The sequence below is a fragment of the Acidovorax sp. GW460-11-11-14-LB4 genome (assembly GCF_059423685.1).
The window spans coordinates 27,201-45,888 of the sequence record NZ_JBWKYJ010000005.1 but is presented as its reverse complement, the minus strand read 5'-3'; the positions used below and the strand labels follow the sequence as shown (position 1 = coordinate 45,888).

The window sequence follows — 18,688 nt, the reverse complement described above, 5'->3', positions numbered from 1 at the left end:
TGACCCTCAAACCCCTGCATGACCTACCGCAGCCCCATCAAACATTGCCGCGCCTGTGGCACCGCCGTGGTGTACCGCCTGCCGGACGACGGCGACACCAAACAGCGTGCGGTCTGCCCCGCCTGCAACACGGTGCACTACGAGAACCCGCTCAATGTGGTGGGCACGGTGCCCGCGCTGCCCGATGGCCGCATCCTGCTGTGCAAACGCAACATCGAACCCCGCTGGGGCAAATGGACGCTGCCCGCAGGCTTCATGGAGCTGGACGAAACCACGGCACAGGGTGCGGTGCGCGAGACCGATGAGGAAGCCGGTGCGCAGATCGAGATCGGCCCCCTGTTCAGCCTGCTGAACGTGCGTCGCGTGGGCCAGGTGCACCTGTTCTACCGCGCCACGCTGCTCAGCGACCAGTTCAACCCGGGCTACGAGACCATCGAGGCGCGGCTGTTTGCCGAAGACGAGGTGCCCTGGGACGAGCTGGCCTTCCGCACCGTGAAAGAAACACTGGAGTGCTACTTTGCCGACCGCAAGGCGGGCACCATGGGCATGCACTTCATCGACATTGAGTAGGCCCTGCCATGACAGTTGCCACCTCCGCAGCATCACCCGTGTCCACCCCACCGGCCAGTGTGCCGCCCGATGGCCTGCCCGCCTACCGCCTGCTCACCGGCCCCGACGACGCCAGCTTCTGCCGCCGCGTGAGCGACGCGCTGGCGCTGGGCTATCGGCTGTATGGCTCTCCTGCGGCCACCTTCAATGGACAGACCGTGATCGTGGCCCAGGCCATCGTGTGGCCCAGTACGGTGGCCTGACTGCGCGGCCAACCCATCAGGCCGTGGTCTTATCGCACCTGCCGCGCGCAGCGCATCAAGGCTTGGCAGGAATCACGATGACGGTATTGCCGTCGCCCGAGCTACCGGCACTGCCGGTGTTTCCGGTGTTGCCCTTGCTGCCGGTGTTGCCCGTATTTCCCTTTGCGCCCGTGGCCCCCGTGTCACCCTGGTAGCCGGTAGCCCCCTGCATGCCGGTGGCCCCGGTGCTGCCCTGTCCTCCGGTGGCCCCCGTCGAGCCCATGCTGCCAGTGGCCCCGGTGTAGCCCGTATTGCCCTGGTTGCCCGTGGCTCCCGTCGCGCCGGTGTAGCCGGTATCGCCAGTCTTGCCGGTGTAGCCCGTGTTGCCGGTATTGCCTTGCGCGCCCGGAGGGCCCATGGGGCCGGTGCAGGCGCCCAACGTCAGGGTGGCCAGTACCAGCAAGGTGGTGGTGATTGTTTTCATGGTGAGTCCTTTGGCGTTGCATGCAGTCCGACGACTGCATGCGCCACTGTGCGGGGCACCTCTGGCAGGGTCTGTTCGCTTGCGCGCTTAGTGCGGGCGACAAACGCTGGACGCAGACTTTGGCGACAACGTCCTACACCTCGCAAAGCCCCTATTCAGGCGGCATTGCTTTAAGGCCCCAAGGCAACACCCACCCCATCGCACCGAAGGCGCTGGTGTCACAGAAGCCCGGAAGACGCAACGGCCTATTCGCCCCCCACCCGGTCTTCCGCAGGCACTGGCGGAGATACAGAACCCGGTGGGTCGCTGGTGACCGGCGGCAAACCACCCGCACCCGCAGGCCTTGGCGGCATGCCAGGCACCGGGGGTTGCTGGGGGTCGGTGCGGAACAGCCCCCGGATCCAGTCGCGCATGGTGCTGAGCGAGCTGTCGGGCGGTGGCGGCGGGCTGGTGTCGAACTCGTCCACAAACCGGTCGTTGCCGTCGATCACCTTGTTGCGGATGGCCTGCTGCATGAACTCGCCCACCATGGGCAACGCACTGCGCGCGCCCTGCCCCCAGTAGTCGCTGCGCAGCGTGATGCGCCCGTCGTTGAAGCCGGCCCATGCGCCTGCCACCACGCGGGTGTGCATCAGGATGAACCAGCCATCGGTGTTGTCTTGTGTGGTGCCGGTCTTGCCCGCCACGTCGGCCTGGATGCCATACCGCGTGCGGATGGCCGTGGCCGTGCCCCGGTCCACGGCACCGCGCATGGTGTTGCGCAGGGTCTGGGCAGCCCGGGGCTGGAAGACCTCTTCCGGCACGGGCTTGGCAAAGGTCTCAAGCACCTTGCCGTGGCGGTCTTCGATGCTGGTGATGAGCACGGGCTCCACATAGCGGCCCAGGTTCACGATGCTGCTGTAGGCCGAGATCATCTCCTTGAGCGTGACCGGGCTGGTGCCCAGCGCGAGGGACGGAACCTCCTCCAGCTTGGACTGCCGCACGCCCAGGGCGCGTGCCACTTCGGCCACGCGGGCCGGGCCCACTTGCTGCATCACCTGCGCGGTGATGGTGTTCTTGGACAGCGCGAGGCCATCGGCCAGCGTCATGGGCTGGTCGCTGGGCGGGCCGCCATCGGTGGGGCGCCAGACGCGGCCACCGCCCAGCGGGATTTCGACGGCGGTATCCATCAACGTGTCTTCGGGCGCGGCGCCGTTGGCAAACGCAGCGCCATACACAAACGGCTTGAAGGTTGAGCCCGGCTGGCGGCGCGCAGCCTGCACATGGTCAAACGGGTCTTGCGCAAAGTCGCGGCTGCCCACCCAGGCCAGCACATGGCCGGTGACCGGGTCTTGCGCCAGAAAGCCCGCCTGCACACGCGTCTTTTCGGCGCGCAGCTTGGCCATGAAGGAGGCGTCATCCATCAGCGCCTTCAGGGCGTCTTCAGGGGTGTCGCCTTTGTCCACGGCCGCGCGATATTCGGCGCTCTCGCGCACCAGGGTCTGCACCAGCTCGTTCTTGGGGCCCCAGCCATTGCGCTGCGACCAGGCGGTGTCTGCCACGCCTTGCAATTGCCGGCCCTGCCGTGCCACCGCCTGGTTGGCATAGGCCTGCAGGCGCGAATCGATGGTGGTGCGAATCACCAGACCGTCCGAATACAGGCTGTAGCCCTTGCTGTCGGCCCAGTCGATGAGCTGCTTGCGCAGCTGGATCGCAAAGTGCGGCGCCGGGCCCATCACCTCCGTCTGGCGTTCGAAGTTGATGCGCAGCGGGCGTTTTTGCAGGGTCTCGAACTGCTTGGCATCGAGCTTGCCCCGCTTGACCATCTGCGACAGCACCGTGTTGCGGCGGGCCTGCGCGCGCTCGGGGTTGAGCACCGGGTTGTAGTAGGCCGTGCCCTTGAGCATGCCAATCAGGGTGGCGCTTTCCAGCACATTGAGCTTGTCGGCCGACTTGTCGAAATAGGTACGCGCGGCCATCTCGATGCCGTAGGCGTTGTACAGAAACGGCACGGTGTTGAGGTAGGTCTCCAGGATTTCGTCCTTGGAATACGACGCCTCGATCTTGAGCGCGGTGATCGCCTCCTTGAGCTTGCGCGTGAGCGTGCGCGAGCGCCCGATTTCCTCCGGGAACAGGTTGCGCGCCAGCTGCTGGGTGATGGTGGAGCCGCCCTGCGGGTCCCCACGGAGCGTCAGCACCACCGACGACGCCGTGCGGCGCCAGTCCAGCCCGAAGTGCTTGTAGAAACGGTGGTCCTCGGTTGCTATCAGCGCGTCCACCACGTTGGGCGAAATCTGGTTCAGCTCCACCCATTCGCGGTTGGCCCAGCGGTATTCGGCCAGCAGCTTGCCGTCGGCCGACATGAGCTGCGCCGGCAGCTCGCTCTTGGCCTTGCGGATGTCGCTGATGCCGGGAGTAAAAGGCACCAGCGCCAGCGTGAACACCAGCAGCGCAGCGGGCACCGCCACCACCGTCCACAGCAGCAGGCGCCGCACGGGCCGGGGAACCCAGGCCAACAGGCTCGCCATGCGGGCCCGGAAAGAAAGCAGCCAGTTGTGCATCAATGAATCGCCGGGAGATTGGGGGTCGCTTCAGGACCGCCCCACCAGGGGCCGGTCAGGAAGGAGAAAGGGGAATGAGAACGCGAAAAGAGAGTCGGGCATGGTGCACCGTGCTCCGTCAGACACCCTGGCCTGACAACAGTTCCAGCATGCCGGCTTCGTCGAGCACGGGCACACCCAGTTCCTGGGCCTTGGCCAGCTTGCTTCCGGCTTCTTCGCCCGCCACCACGTAGCTGGTCTTTTTGCTGACGGAGCCCGCCACCTTGGCACCAGCCGCCTCCAGCAGGTCTTTGGCGGCGTCTCGGCTCAGGGTGGGCAAGGTACCGGTCAGCACCACCGTCTTGCCCGCCAGGATCTGCGGAGCGCGCTCGGCCACCGGCCCCTCGGGCCAGGTCACGCCGCAGGCGCGCAGTTGCTCGACCACCTCGCGGTTGTGCGGCTGTTCAAAGAAGGTGCGGATGGCCTTGGCCACAATGGGGCCCACGTCGTTGACGGCCAGCAGCTGCTCTTCCGTCGCATCCATGATGGCGTCGAGCACTCCGAAATGCCGCGCCAGGTCCTTGGCCGTGGCCTCGCCCACGTGGCGGATGCCCAGGGCAAACAAGAAGCGCGGCAGCGTGGTCTGCTTGGATTTTTCGAGCGCCGCCAGCACGTTCTGAGCCGATTTCTCGGCCATGCGCTCCAGCGCAATCAGCGAGGTCAGGCCCAGCCGGTACAGGTCGGGCAACGTGCGGATGACATTCGCGTCCACCAGCTGGTCTACCAGCTTGTCGCCCAGGCCCTCGATGTCCATGGCGCGGCGCGCGGCAAAGTGCAGGATCGCCTCCTTGCGCTGCGCGGCGCAGAACAGGCCGCCGGTGCAGCGGTGGTTGGCCTCGCCCTTTTCGCGCACCACGGCGCTGCCGCACACGGGGCAAGCTGTGGGCATGCGGAAGTTGGGCACATAGCCCGTGCGCTTGCCCGGCATCACGCCCACCACCTCGGGGATCACATCGCCCGCACGGCGCACGATAACGGTGTCGCCCTCACGCACGCCCTTCTTGCGGATCTCGAACAGGTTGTGCAGCGTGGCGTTGGTGACGGTAACCCCGCCCACAAACACCGGCGCCAGGCGCGCCACAGGCGTGATCTTGCCGGTGCGTCCCACCTGCACGTCGATGCCTTCGATCTTGGTGGCCATCTCCTGCGCTGGGTACTTGTGCGCCACGGCCCAGCGCGGCTCGCGGGTCTTGAAGCCCAGGTCGCGCTGCAACTGCAGGGAGTTGACCTTGTAGACGACGCCATCGATGTCGTACGGCAGCGCATCGCGGCTGGCGCCCACCTGCTGGTGAAACGCTACCAATTCAGTAGCACCCACCGCAATTTGTACCTGCGCTGCAACCGGAAACCCCCAGGATTTCAGCGTCTGCAGCATCTCGTAGTGCGTGCGGAACACCGGCCCGCCATCGGCAGGCGGCGTGATCGCGCCCAGGCCATAGGCAAAAAAACTCAAGGGCCGCTGGGCGGTGATGTTGGAGTCCAGCTGGCGCACCGCACCCGCAGCCGCATTGCGTGGGTTCACAAAGGTCTTGCCGCCCTGCTCCCGCTGGCGCTCGTTCAGCGCGTCGAAGTCGGCGCGGCGCATGTAGACCTCGCCGCGCACTTCGAGCAAAGAAGGCACACCGACGGGCAGGGTCAGCGGAATCTGACGGATGGTGCGGATGTTGTGCGTCACGTCCTCGCCCATCTCGCCATCACCGCGCGTGGCGGCCTGCACCAGGCGGCCGTTTTCATAGCGCAGGCTCATGGCCAGGCCGTCAAACTTGGGTTCGGCCACGTATTCGATGGCAGGGTCAGCGTCGGTCAGGCCCAGCTCGCGCCGCACGCGGGCATCAAACGCCTGGGCGCCCGTGGCCTCGGTGTCGGTTTCGGTGTAAATGCTGAGCATGGGCACCGTATGGCGCACGGGGGCCAGGCCCTCCATCACCGCGCCAATCACGCGCTGCGTGGGCGAGTCGGGGGTGACCAGGTCAGGGTGCGCTGCTTCCAGCGCCTGCAGCTCGCGGAACACGCGGTCGTATTCGGCGTCGGGCACGGTGGGCTCGTCCAGCACGTAGTACTGGTGCGCCCACTGGTTGAGCTGGTCGCGCAGTGCTTTGATTTTGATAGCAGGCTGTGCTTGATCCACTAGCGCTGGAGCCGAAAAAAGATCCAGATTGTCGGTCATAGCCGCACCGGCGCTCAGCTGAAAAGGCGCCGCGCCAACACCGACCCCGCCGACAGATCGCGTCCATCGAGCTGGTCATACAGCAGCTCCAGGTCTGCAGCGATCGGGTCCATGGCCATGGCGGGCAGCGGCGTGCCGTTCTGGTCGCACAGCACGCCATCCATGGCCTGGCACAGGGCGGCGGCCACGTCGCGCAGGCGGGCAAAAGGCTGCTCGGTGCGGTGCACCTGGGCGACATCCAGGCTCAGGGTGATGTCGCGAATCGCGGACTGGTCCGGGTCTTCGGCCAGCGCGGCCTGGGTGTCGTACCCCAGGGTGAGCAAGGGCGGCAGGCCCTGGGTGCTGGCGGGCAGCACCAGGCGGCCGGGCATTGCGCCGGGCACAAAACCCAGGCGGGCAGCGTTCTGCTGCACGTAGCCAGGGCTCCAGGCGGCCTGGCGGGCGCGCAGCATGAACATCAGCTGAGCGTCGTGGTCGCTGGCGAACTGGTCCAGCTCGCGGGCGCGGGCCACTTCCTGCAGCATGTCGGGGAAGTCGGGGGCGGCGTTGATCGTGTCGGCAAAGGCCTGGGCCTTGACCACGAACTCGGAGAACTCGATCTCGTTGAGCGCGCCCATGCGGTTGGCCAGCTGCACCCCCGCCTGGAAGGACTGGTAGCGCTGGCCAGGGGCCGGGGTTTCCCACTGCTGGGTGGCTTCGTTCAGGCCTTCGATGGCAAAGGGCTTGCTGCCTGCGCGGCGGGTGGGCGGCAACGCGGCCAGCGCCGCATCGCCCGACACCACATGCTCGGGCTGCAGCGAGGCGATCACGTCGATGAGCGGGTCCAGCCCGGGGCGGCGCTCGGACGAAAACGGTGGCACGGGCAGTTGCAGGGCGTCGCCCGCATCCACGGTGTGTTCAGACGGCTCCGGCCCCCGGTCCAGGCCATGGAACTCGCTGGGCGGCATTGCCCCCGCCGCAGCGGCATCAAAACCCGGCTCCAGGCGCTGCGCGGGCTCTGCCGCTGGGTCGTGCTCCGTGGGCAAGGCGCGCTTGGGCGCGTTGCGGCGCGAGGTCCAGGTGTTGTAGGCCACGATCAGGGCCAGCACCAGGCCACCGATGATGGCGAGACTCAGTTGCAATGTGCTCATGTTTGAATCAATGGGTTCAAGCGTCCACCATCGTCAGGGCCGACTCCATGTCCACGGCCACGATGCGCGACACGCCCTGCTCCTGCATGGTCACGCCGATCAGTTGCTCGGCCATTTCCATCGCGATCTTGTTGTGGCTGATGAACAGGAACTGTGTGCCCTTGCTCATGCTGGACACCAGCTTGGCATAACGTTCGGTGTTGGCGTCGTCCAGGGGCGCGTCCACCTCGTCCAGCAGGCAGAACGGCGCGGGGTTGAGCTGGAAGATGGCGAACACCAGCGCGATGGCCGTGAGGGCCTTTTCGCCGCCTGACAGCAGGTGGATGGTCTGGTTCTTCTTGCCGGGTGGCTGGGCCATCACCTGTACGCCGGAATCGAGGATTTCGTCGCCGGTGATGATGAGCTTGGCTTGGCCGCCCCCGAACAGCTCGGGGAACATGCGGCCAAAGTGCGCGTTCACGGTGTCGAACGTGCCCGAGAGCAGCTGGCGCGTTTCGCCGTCGATCTTGCGGATCGCGTCTTCCAGCGTGTTCATGGCCTCGGTCAGGTCGGCGGTCTGCGCATCGAGGAACACCTTGCGCTCGCTGGCCAGCTTCAGTTCATCCAGTGCGGCCAGGTTGACGGCGCCCAATGCCGCGATCTCGCGGTGCAGGCGGTCGATTTCGCTCTGCAGGCCGCCCATGCGCACATTGCCCTCCTCGATGGAGCGGGCCACGGCTTCCAGATCGGCCTGGGCGTCTTGCAGCAAGGTGGTGTACTGCTCCAGGCCCAGGCGCGCGGCCTGTTCCTTGAGCTGGAACTCAGTGATGCGCTGGCGCAGCGGGTCGAGCGCGCGCTCCAGCTGCATGCGGCGCTCGTCGCTGGCGCGCAGCTTGGTGGTCAGGTCGTCGTATTCGCTGCGCTGGGCGGCCAGTGCCTTTTCGCGCTCCATCTTCACTTCCAGCGCGGCCTGCAGGCCGCCTTGGGCGGCGGCGTCAGAGAGACGGGCGAGTTCATCGCGCGCACGCTGCTCTTCGTCGGCCAGGGCTTTGGCCTGTTGTGTGGCGGTTTCGATAGAGCGGTTGAGTTCGCCCCGGCGCGCCTCCAGGCTGCGCTGCGAGAACGTGGCCTCCTGCGCCTGGCGCTCCAGCGTGCGCTGCTGTTCGCGGCAGGCGGTGAGCTTGCGTTCGGCCTCAATGACCTTGTCGCCCAGCTGGGCCTCGCGCTCCTGGCTGTCGGCCAGCTGCATGTCCAGCTCTTCAAAGCGTGCCTCGGCGGCCACGCGGCGTTCCTGCAGGTCGGCCAGCTGGGCTTCGACCTCGGCCAGGTCGCCGTCGATCTGTGCGCTGCGGGCGCGTGTCTGCTCGGCCAGCTGGGTCAGGCGCAGGGTTTCGACCTGCAGCTCGTGGGCGCGGCTTTGTGTTTCGGTCGCTTCGCGGCGTGCGGCCACGAGGCGCTGCGAGGCATCGGCATAGGCCGCTTCCGCACGGACCAAAGCGGTGCGTGATTCTTCGGCGATCAGTGCCTGCGCGCGCAATTCCTTTTCGAGGTGCTCGATCTCCTGGGCGCGGGCCAGCATGCCGGACTGCTCGGAGTCCTGCGCGTAAAAGCTCACGCTGTGCGCGCTGACGGCATGGCCTGTGGGCACAAACACCACTTCGCCGGGCTGCAGCGTGCTGCGGCGGGCCAAAGCGTCGTCCAGCGTGGGCGCGGTGTAGCAGCCCTGCAGCCAGTCCACCAACACGGCACGCAGGCCCGCGTCGTTCAGGCGCAGCAGGTCCGACAGGCGGGCATGGGGCGACGATGTTTCGGGGTGGCCCGCAGCGGGGGCGCTGTAGAAGGCCAGGCGTGCGGGCGGCGCATCGTTGCCGCCGGAGCCCAGGAAGCCGCGAACCATGTCCAGGCGCCCTACTTCCAACGCAGCCAGGCGCTCGCGCAGGGCCGCTTCGAGCGCGTTTTCCCAGCCGGGTTCGATGTGGATACGGCTCCACAGGCCCTGCAGGCCATCGAGGCCGTGCTTGGCGAGCCAGGGGCGCAGCTTGCCGTCGGTCTTGACCTTTTCCTGCAGCGCCTTGAGTGCCTCCATGCGGGCCGACAGCTCAGCCTGGCGTGCGCTCTCGCTGTTAACTGCCTGCTGGCGTGCGCGGCGGTCGTCGTCCAGCTGGGGCACGGACTCCTGCAGCTCGTGCAGGCGGGCTGCGGTGGTTTCAGCGATCTCTTGCGCTTCTTCGAGCTGCTCGCGCAAGTTGGTCAGGCGGGCTTCGTCGGGCGCGGCTAGCGCATTGCGGTCGGTGCGCAGGCGCTCGAAGCGGGCGTCGAGCTGGCGGCTTTGCTCGTCAAAGCTGCGCTGCTCGGCAGCGAGCACGCCAATCTGCTGCTGCACCTGCACCACGGCAGTCCGTTGCTCGGCCGTGCGGCTTTGCGCCTGGCGCAGGGCCTCTTCCAGGTCGGGCAGCTGCATGGCTTGTTCTTCGACCTGGGCGGCCAGCAGCTCGGCGCGTTCTTCGGCGTCCACACCCGCACCGGCCAGGTTCTCCAGCTCGATGTCGGCCTCTTCCTTGCGGGTCTGCCATTGCGCGATCTGCTCGGCCAGTTGCACCAGGCGCTGCTCCACGCGCTGGCGGCCTTCCACCACGTAGCGGATCTCGGCTTCGAGCTTGCCGACCTCGGCCGTAGCTTCGTAGAGCTTGCCCTGGGCCTGGTTGACCTGGTCGCCCGCGGCGTAGTGGGCCTGGCGGATGGTTTCGAGGTCCGACTCGACCGCGCGCAGGTCGGCCATGCGCGATTCGAGGTCGTTCACGGCCTGCAGGCCGTCCAGGCGCACCTTGTTCTGCTGCTCCTCGGCCTCGGCCCGCTTCAGGAACCACAGCTGGTGCTGCTTGAGCGTCGCATCGGCGTGCAACGTGTTGTATTTGGCGGCCACCTCGGCCTGCTTTTCGAGCTTTTCGAGGTTGGCATTCAGCTCGCGCAGGATGTCTTCGACCCGCGTGAGGTTCTCGCGCGTGTCCGACAGGCGGTTTTCGGTCTCGCGGCGGCGCTCCTTGTATTTGGAGACTCCGGCGGCTTCTTCGAGGAACAGGCGCAGTTCCTCAGGGCGGCTTTCGATGATGCGGCTGATGGTGCCCTGGCCGATAATGGCGTAGGCGCGGGGCCCCAGGCCCGTGCCCAGAAACACGTCCTGCACGTCGCGCCGACGCACGGGCTGGTTGTTCAGAAAGTAACTGCTGGTGCCGTCGCGCGTGAGCACGCGGCGCACGGCCACCTCGCCGTACTGGCCCCACTGGCCGCCTGCGCGGTGGTCGGAGTTGTCAAACACCAGCTCCACGCTGGCGCGGCTGGCCTGCTTGCGGGTGGTGGTGCCGCTGAAGATCACGTCCTGCATGCTCTCGCCGCGCAGCTCGCTGGCCTTGCTCTCGCCCAGCACCCAGCGCACCGCGTCCATGATGTTGGACTTGCCGCAGCCGTTGGGGCCCACCACGCCCACCAGTTGCCCGGGCAGCATGAAGTTGGTGGGTTCAGCGAACGACTTGAAGCCAGAGAGCTTGATCGAGGTAAGACGCACGGATCAGAAGGCGGATAAATGCAGGAGGGACGCGGGGGTCAACCAGGGCGCCGGTGCGCAGTCCCGGCGTAAAGCACACCGGCAGGGCCGGGTGTGGGCAAGGCCGGAATGATACCGCGCCGCCTGCCCGCCCCCCGGCCTCCAGGGCCGTGGGTGGCGCCTGGGGGCACTGCGCAGGCGAAAAATCGGCAAAAATGGCCTGATGCGCTAGTGTGATATGGCTTGTTTGCTATCAAATTTGATAGTCAAAAGCGGGCAACGTCAATGCAGCACACACACCTGGTTACGCCCACCCGACTTGGCCTGGAACAGGGCTTCGTCTGCGCGGGCCACCGCCTGGGGCAGGTGCTGCAGTGCAGAGATTTCGCACGCGCCAATCGACACGGTGAGCTGCTCGGGATCGGTGATGCTCTCCACCGCGCGGCGCAGTTTCTCGGCCACCTTCAGCGCGTCGGGCAGCGCGGTCTGCGGCAGGCAGACCAGAAACTCCTCGCCGCCCCAGCGAATGATCTCGTCGCCACGCCGCAAGGTGTCGGTCAGCACCCGGGCCACCGCCTGCAGGGCCTTGTCGCCCGCGTCGTGGCCAAAACGGTCATTGATGCTCTTGAACCGGTCCAGGTCCATCAACAGGATGGACGAGACGGGCTCAAACAGCGAGGCGCGGTACACGCGCCGGTCGATCAGGTCCACCGCATGGCGGTTGAGCAGCCCGGTGAGCGCATCGTGGTAGGCGGCGCGCTGCAGCTCCTGGCGTTCGGCGGCCACGGTCATGAGGGAGCCGAACAGCTCGGCCAGCCCTGCAAACAGGCTGACGCCGACTTCATCAAAGTAGCCATCACGGTCGGCATACAGCACAAAGATGCCGCTGTAGCCGTTGAAGGTGGAGGCGATGGGCAAGGCCAGCACGTGGTGGATGTCGTGGTGGCGGGCTGCGTCGCGCCAGGGCCCAAACGGCGAAAACTGCGACACCGTGAAAGGGCCTGCAGACTTGCCGTCCAGCGTGGTGAAGGCAGGGCCAATGCGGGTGAGCAGGTTGCGTTCGATGTTCAGCGATTCGGCATAGGCCGCCGCCGGGCCTGCAAACACCTGCGGGCGGATGGTGTGCGTGTCGGTCGGACCGAACCAGGTCCAGGCCAGGCGGATGTGGCTGGAGACATCCACAATGGCCTGGCATACCCCGCGAATGATCTCCAGCTCGCTGCGCCCCAGGATCAGCTTGGCCGAGCGCTTGAGCAGCATCTCGGCAATCACCGAGCGTTCGCGCTGCGCGTCAAAGCCCTGCGTCAATGGCGAGGGTGCGGGCGGCGAAGGCTTTTTGAAGAACATGAAGGCGGCAGCGGTGGAGCGCCTGCATCATAGGTGGCGCAGCCAGACTGCGGTTGCAAAGGGTTTCCGGCGGCGTGTTGCCACCTGCACTCCGCGCAACACACGCCACCCTGCGCCCGCCGCACGCCGCACGCCCCGCGTCATCCAAGGCGCCCATCCAGGGCGCCATTGGTTCGGCGCACCAGCGCCTCAAACTCCGCCACTGCCACGGGGGGGCTGAGCAGGTAGCCCTGCCAGGCGTGGCAGTGGTGGCGCTCCAGAAACTCGCGCTGCGCCTCGGTCTCCACGCCCTCCGCAATCACGCGCAGGCCCAGGCTGGTGCCCAGCGCCACCACGGTGCGGGCAATGGCCGCGTCGTTGGGGTCGGTCAGCACGTCGCGCACAAAGCTCTGGTCGATCTTGAGCTGGTCCAGCGGCAGGCGCTTGAGGTAGCTCAGCGACGAATAGCCCGTGCCAAAGTCGTCCAGCGAAAAGCCCACGCCGTAGCCCTTGAGCTGGCCCATCTTGTCGATGGTGTCTTCCACGTCTTGCAGCAGCAGGCCTTCAGTCATCTCCAGCTTGAGCTGGTGGCCGTCGGCCCCCGCACCCGCCAGCGCCGCGAGCACCTGGGCAACAAAGCCGCTTTGGTGGAACTGCCGTGGGCTCACGTTCACGGCCAGGCTCAGCAAGGCAAGGTCGGGCTGCTGGGCCCATGCGGCCAGCCGCCGACATGCTGCCTGCAGCACCCACTCGCCGAGCGGCAGGATCAGGCCGGTTTCTTCGGCCAGCGGGATGAAATGCGCGGGCGAGATGAATCCATCGCGCGGGTGCCGCCAGCGCAGCAACGCCTCGGCCCCGGTAATGCGGCCGTGGTCGATCTGGGGTTGGTAATACAGCTCGAACTGGCCCTGGGCCAGGCCCACCCGCATGTCCAGCTCCAGCGTGGCGCGGGCGCTGACCGCAGCCTGCATCTGGGGGTCATAAAAGCGCAAGGTGTCACGCCCCGCGTTCTTGGCCTGGTACAGCGCCAGGTCGGCACGCTTGAGCAGCTCATCCACGGTCTCGCGCGTGCCACTGTAGATGGTGACACCCATGCTCAGCGAGCTGTGGTGCGCAGCGCCATCGATCTGGTAGGGCTCGCGCAGCACACCCAGGATGCGCTGCCCAACGTCCTCGGCGCGCGCTGCGGCCTCCTCGGGGCTGTCGCCCAGGTCTTCCAGCACCACCACAAATTCGTCGCCGCCCTGTCGGGCCACGGTGTCGTCTTCATGCACGCAGCCGCGCAAACGGTGCGCCACCTGCAACAGCAAGGCATCGCCCCGGTCGTGGCCCCGGGTTTCGTTCACCGTCTTGAAGTTGTCCAGGTCAAGCATCAGCAGTGCTCCACTGCGCTGGTGGCGCGCGCTGGTGGCCAGCGCCTGCTGCAGCCGGTCCATCAGCAAACGGCGGTTGGGCAGGCGGGTGAGCGGGTCGTAGTAGGCCAGCTGGTTGATCTCTTCCTCGGCGGCTTTGCGCTCACTCAGGTCCTGCATGGTGATCAGGCGCCCCCCCTCGACAAAAATGCCGGAGATCTCCACGGGCTTGTACTTGCCGTCTGCGCAGCGGATCGTGTACTCGGCCAGCGGGATCACGCCCAGGTGTTTGGAGTCCAGCAGCCTCTGGCGGATCGCGTCGCGCTCAGCGGCGTCGGGATAGGCACGCTGCCACCAGGTGTCGGTGTCGGGCACCTCCTCCTGCGTGTAGCCGCAGATTTGGACATACCGCTGGTTGCGAAAGCTGATGAGCCCATCGTCCTGCACCAGGCACAGGCCCATGGGCAGGCGCTCCAGAATGCTGCGCAGGCGTTGTTCATTGGCCCGCAGGTTTTCTTCCATGCGCTTGCGCGCAGTGATGTCCTGCACCACGGCAATGTGGTGGCCGGGCGCGGAGCCTGATGCCCACATCGACGACACGGTCAGGTCGCCCCAGACCTCGTGCCCATCCTTGTGGATGTAGCGTTTCTCCAGCCGGTACTCGGGCACATCGCCGCTCTGCAGCCGCCTCACTTGCGCCAGGTCCGCTGCCAGGTCATCGGGGTGGGTGAGGCTCTGAAAGGTCATGCCCACCATCTCCTCCGGGCTGTACCCCAGGATGTCTCCGTAGCGCTGGTTGACGCGCACAAACTGGCCCGTGGCCGAGTCCACCTGTGCGACACCCACGGTGGCCTGGTTGAAGAGCGCACGGAACCGCTCCTCACTCTCGCGCCGGGCATCGTCGGACAGCTGGGCGCGCACCAGCGCGAGGGTGCGCTGGCGCACCAGCAGGGCCACGACGGAAGCCAGCAACAACGACACCACCGCGGCCGCCAGCCCGGCCAGCCACGGCAAGCGCGTTTCCGACGCCGTCAGGAACGACCGGGTCGGGTAGAAGGTCAGCTGCCAGCGCCGGTCATGCACCCCCAGCTCACGCACCAGGGGCCGCACACCGGGCAGGCCCGGGGCCGTCTGCTCCAGCAGGGGGCGCACCATGGCATCGCCCGAATCCGGGCGCACCGGCCCCAGGTCCGCCATGGCGACAGCGATGCCGTTCAGAAACCCCTGGCTGCCCAGCCCCTGCACCAGGTCATAGACCCGCAGGGTGGACGCCACCGCGCCCACAAAACGCTGCTCGGCCGTGCCGGCGGTGGGGTCGAACACCGGCACGCGGATGACGATGCCTGCGCGATGTGTTGTCTCCTGCAGCAGATCGAAAGGAGCAGACACCACGGTCTGCCCGCTGTCGCGGCTGTAGCGCATGGCGGCCAGGTTGGCGGGCTGGGCACTGATATCCAGGCCCAGCACCCCTTCATTGCCGAACATGGGCCAGAGATACTCGGCCACGAAGTACTCGGCACGCTCGCCGGGTGGGTGGATCTTGAACTGGGGCAAACCGTCGGGTGACAACGAAGTGTCCGCCCTCACCCTGGCCTCGTAGGCCTCGCGCTCACGCCCAGGCACCCAGCGCGTGAAAGACAGGTTGCGAACACCGGGGTAGCGCTGGCCCACCTCCATCTCGCTGGCGGCCCGTTCAAAGTCCAGGCGCGACAAGCGGGGGTTGGCCGTGAACAGGCCCCGCAGGCCGTTGACCACCTCGGTGTGACCGGCAATGCGCTGGCTCAGCGCCTCGGTAAACGCCCGTGTCTCCTGGGTGAAGCGCGCTTCTTCGATCTGCGCCATCGACGCGGCCTGGTGTTGCGCCAGCCACAGGCTCACCACCAACCCCAGAACGGCCACACCCATGCCCGCCACCCAATGCCGATAGCGGCTTGGGGGTGCCAGGGCAGCCAGCGGGGAAGCAGTGGAAGAAGTCAGAGACGTGCCTTTGCTTTGCTGGCCGGGGAGCCGACCAGACACCATGCAAATTGCGCAGGATAGCGGCAATCCAGCCACTGTGGAGCCAACATTTGGTTACGGCGAAAAATTTAAGAAAAAAGTGCCTCTAGCGCCACAGCGACTTACCTCACAAGCTATGAAATGATGAGCATATTTCCGAACCAGAACGCCCACGGGTTTACCCGACAACCGCCCCTGGCGCCACGGGGTACGGCGCGAAACGGCTGCAGTTTTCATTCACATCCAATGCCCGCCCGATGGGCGGAAACGCGCGTTGCGGGCAGGCATCGCGCTCACACACCTTGCAGCCCATGCCGATAGGGACGGCGGCCTCGGGGTTGGCCAGGTCCAGCCCGCGTGAATACACCAGTTGCGGCGCGTGGCGGATGTCACAACCCAGGGCTACGGAGAACTCCTTGCCGGGCACGCCCCAGCCGCCGCCGCTGCGCGACACCACACGCGCCACCCAGAGATAGGCGCGGCCATCGGGCATGCGCGCCACCTGCGGCACGATGCGCCCGGGCTGTGCGAAGGCCTCGTACACATTCCACAGTGGGCAGGTGCCGCCGATCTTGCTGAAGTGAAAGTGTGTGGCCGACTGCCGCTTGCTGATGTTGCCCGCCCGGTCCACCCGGATGAAGAAGAACGGCACACCGCGCGCACTGGGGCGTTGCAGGGTGGACAGGCGGTGGCACACGGTCTCGAAACCCACGCCAAACTGCTGGCCCAGCCGGTCGATGTCGTAGTGCGCCGCTTCGGCCGCCCGCAAGAAGACGGTGTAGGGCAGCACCAGCGCCCCCGCAAAGTAGTTGGCTAGGCCAATGCGTGCCAGCGCCCGGGCCTGGTCGCTGGACAATCCGGCACCGTCGGCAATGCGCTGCAGCTCGGCGCCCTGCTCCAGAAACGCCAGCTGCGTCGCCATCTGAAACGCGCGCTGCCCGCGCTCCAGGCCCGCCGCCAACTGCAGCACGCCGGCATCGGCCTGGAATACCCGTTGCGCCTGCCCGGGCAGGTCGGCCACATCCACCACGCGCACGCCATGGGCCTGGTCCAGTCGCTGCGCCAGCGCTTCATCCGCCCGCCCGGGCAGCAGGCCCCAGTCGGCGGCACATCGCTCGGCCGCGTCGTCCAGCTCGGCAATGTGGTTCTGGCGTGCAAAAAAGAAGTCACGCACTTCTTCATAAGCCCTGGGCGGATGGTGGGCCACGGTGCCCTCGCCGCCCCGGTCATTGCCCAGAGCGGCCAGGCGCTCCAGCGCCTGACGGTGCCGCTGGTGCAACGCCAGCAGCGTGCGCGCCACAGCGGGCATGCCTGCGGCCAGCTCGCGGATCTCTGCCAGAGACACGGCGTCGCCCGCGCCCTCCCCGCCCACCCCGGCAGGCAAGTCGGCCAACACCTCGCGCAGGCCCGTGATGAGGCGCGCCTCATCGTCGTCTGAGAAGCGCTGCACATCCACGCCGAACACCGCGTTGATCTTGAGCAGCACAGGCACGGTGAGCGGGCGCTGGTTTTGCTCCAGCTGGTTCAGGTAACTGGCCGACAGGTCCAGCGCCCGCGCCAGTGCAATCTGGGTCATGCCGCGCTCTTCGCGCAGGCGGCGCAGGCGCACACCCATGAAGGTTTTTTTCATTCCATCTTTCTTGGTGCTCTTTGATCGCACCCTGATCGTCATTTGCAATATTCGCAAATTGACGGGTTTTCGTTCGCAATCATTCGCCAATTTAGGGCTTACAGCGGAATGCCATTGTGCGTAAATTGCGAAGCATGACAACCCCCACTGGCACCGTCGAACTGACGGAAATCGTCTTCCCCGCAGAAGCCAACCACTACGGCACGCTGTTTGGCGGCAACGCCCTGCAGCTCATGGCCAAGGCGGCGTTTCTGGCAGCGCGCGGCGCCGCACAGCGCGATGTGGTGATGGCGGGCGTGACCGACGTGCGTTTTCTGGCCCCCGTGCCCGTGGGCCATGTGCTCACGCTGCGCGCCTGGGTCACTCGCGTCGGACGCAGCTCGCTCACCGTGTGCGTGACCGGTCTGGCCGCCACGCTGGGTTCGCCCCAGGACGAAGTGCTGAAGGGGATTTTTGAAATGGTGGCGGTGGATGGCAAAGGCCGCCCCGCTGCCATCACCAACACATATGTAAACCAGGAGACCGCATGACTACCACCGTTGAAACCCCGGGCTTCAAGCCCAAGAAGTCCGTCGCGCTCTCGGGCGTGGCGGCGGGCAACACCGCCCTGTGCACCGTAGGCCGCACGGGCAACGACCTGCACTACCGGGGCTACGACATCCTCGACATTGCCGAGGTCTGCGAGTTTGAAGAAATCGCCCACCTGCTGGTACACGGCAAGCTGCCCACACGCGCCGAACTGCGTGCCTACAAGTCCAAGCTCAAGGCCCTGCGCGGCCTGCCGATGAGTGTGAAGCAGGCGCTGGAGCAGCTGCCCGCCGCCAGCCACCCCATGGACGTGATGCGCACGGGCGTCTCGGCCCTGGGCTGTGCGCTGCCTGAAAAGGACGACCACAACCTGCCGGGTGCGCGCGACATTGCCGACCGGCTCATGGCATCTCTCGGTTCGATGCTGCTCTACTGGTACCACTGGGCCAGCTCGGGCCGCCGCATCGAGGTGGAGACCGATGACGACTCCATCGGTGCGCACTTCTTGCACCTCCTGCATGGCACCCAACCCACCGCTGCCTGGGAGCGTGCCATGCACACCTCGCTCAACCTGTATGCCGAGCACGAGTTCAACGCCAGCACCTTTACCGCCCGCGTGGTGGCCGGCACGGGCAGCGACATGTATTCGGCCATCACCGGCGCCATCGGCGCGCTGCGGGGCCCCAAGCATGGCGGCGCGAACGAGGTGGCTTTCGAGATCCAGAAACGCTACGACAGCCCGGACGAAGCCGAGGCCGACATCCGCCGCCGCGTGGAGGCCAAGGAGGTGGTCATTGGTTTTGGTCACCCGGTCTACACCGTGAGCGACCCGCGCAATGTCGTCATCAAGGGCGTTGCGCACAACTTGTCGCAGGAGGCGGGCAGCACCAAGATGTATGACATTGCCGAGCGGCTGGAGACCGTGATGTGGGAGGTGAAGAAGATGTTCCCCAACCTCGACTGGTTCAGCGCCGTGAGCTACCACATGATGGGTGTGCCCACCGCCATGTTCACGCCGCTGTTCGTCATCGCACGCACAAGCGGCTGGGCGGCACACATCATCGAGCAGCGGCAGGACAACAAGATCATCCGGCCGAGTGCGAACTACACCGGGCCGGAAGACCTGACGTTCATACCAATCCAGGACCGCAAGTAAAACCAAACGGCCGCAGCTCCCTGCCCC

The 18,688-nt window shown here is 66.6% G+C and carries 12 protein-coding genes; 4 read left to right on the top strand and 8 right to left on the bottom strand.

From position 1 onward, the window contains the following. The first annotated feature begins 18 nt into the window (after positions 1-18). Together AC07X4_RS03965 and AC07X4_RS03960 are read left to right on the top strand one after the other, a co-directional pair. Positions 19-570 carry an NUDIX hydrolase gene (locus AC07X4_RS03965; RefSeq protein WP_099730196.1) on the top strand — a complete coding sequence of 184 codons (552 nt, stop codon included), beginning with the start codon at positions 19-21 and terminating at the stop codon, positions 568-570. A gap of 8 nt (positions 571-578) precedes the next feature. Beyond that, positions 579-812, top strand: a complete 234-nt coding sequence (locus AC07X4_RS03960) for a DUF1737 domain-containing protein (RefSeq protein ID WP_494739302.1) — start codon at positions 579-581, stop codon at positions 810-812. A 55-nt stretch (positions 813-867) separates the two neighbouring features. Here AC07X4_RS03960 and AC07X4_RS03955 read toward each other — a convergent pair whose 3' ends face one another. From AC07X4_RS03955 to AC07X4_RS03920, 8 genes are all read right to left on the bottom strand, one after another. After that, positions 868-1,275 (bottom strand): collagen-like domain-containing protein, encoded by a 408-nt coding sequence (locus AC07X4_RS03955; RefSeq protein WP_056062595.1) that lies wholly within the window; start codon positions 1,273-1,275, stop codon positions 868-870. Between the two features lie 245 nt (positions 1,276-1,520). After that, a complete protein-coding gene (locus tag AC07X4_RS03950) occupies positions 1,521-3,815 on the bottom strand; it encodes a penicillin-binding protein 1A (protein ID WP_494739301.1) in 2,295 nt (764 codons plus the stop codon). Positions 3,816-3,933: 118 nt separating this feature from the next. After that, positions 3,934-6,021: an NAD-dependent DNA ligase LigA gene (gene ligA, locus AC07X4_RS03945; RefSeq protein WP_494739300.1), complete on the bottom strand. Its 2,088-nt coding sequence runs from the start codon at positions 6,019-6,021 to the stop codon at positions 3,934-3,936. A 14-nt stretch (positions 6,022-6,035) separates the two neighbouring features. Beyond that, positions 6,036-7,151, bottom strand: coding sequence for a cell division protein FtsZ (locus AC07X4_RS03940; RefSeq protein ID WP_121942968.1), 1,116 nt, complete (start codon positions 7,149-7,151; stop codon positions 6,036-6,038). Between the two features lie 16 nt (positions 7,152-7,167). Beyond that, positions 7,168-10,692, bottom strand: a complete 3,525-nt coding sequence (gene smc / locus AC07X4_RS03935) for a chromosome segregation protein SMC (RefSeq protein ID WP_494739299.1) — start codon at positions 10,690-10,692, stop codon at positions 7,168-7,170. 261 nt (positions 10,693-10,953) lie between these two features. Beyond that, complete coding sequence (locus tag AC07X4_RS03930) at positions 10,954-12,018, bottom strand: GGDEF domain-containing protein (RefSeq protein WP_108499451.1); 1,065 nt, start codon at positions 12,016-12,018, stop codon at positions 10,954-10,956. A 140-nt stretch (positions 12,019-12,158) separates the two neighbouring features. Beyond that, positions 12,159-15,254, bottom strand: coding sequence for a bifunctional diguanylate cyclase/phosphodiesterase (locus AC07X4_RS03925; RefSeq protein WP_494739298.1), 3,096 nt, complete (start codon positions 15,252-15,254; stop codon positions 12,159-12,161). Between the two features lie 271 nt (positions 15,255-15,525). Continuing rightward, the gene (locus AC07X4_RS03920) at positions 15,526-16,977 is read right to left on the bottom strand and encodes a short-chain fatty acyl-CoA regulator family protein (RefSeq protein ID WP_494739297.1); all 1,452 of its coding nucleotides are present in this window, start codon (positions 16,975-16,977) and stop codon (positions 15,526-15,528) included. A gap of 134 nt (positions 16,978-17,111) precedes the next feature. On the opposite strand from AC07X4_RS03920, the gene AC07X4_RS03915 reads away from it, so the two are divergent. Both AC07X4_RS03915 and prpC read left to right on the top strand, forming a co-directional pair. Next, positions 17,112-17,507 (top strand): acyl-CoA thioesterase, encoded by a 396-nt coding sequence (locus AC07X4_RS03915; protein ID WP_056745058.1) that lies wholly within the window; start codon positions 17,112-17,114, stop codon positions 17,505-17,507. Then, complete coding sequence (gene prpC / locus AC07X4_RS03910) at positions 17,504-18,661, top strand: bifunctional 2-methylcitrate synthase/citrate synthase (protein ID WP_494739296.1); 1,158 nt, start codon at positions 17,504-17,506, stop codon at positions 18,659-18,661. Before AC07X4_RS03915 ends, prpC begins: the two co-directional genes overlap by 4 nt. Positions 18,662-18,688: the final 27 nt, after the last annotated feature.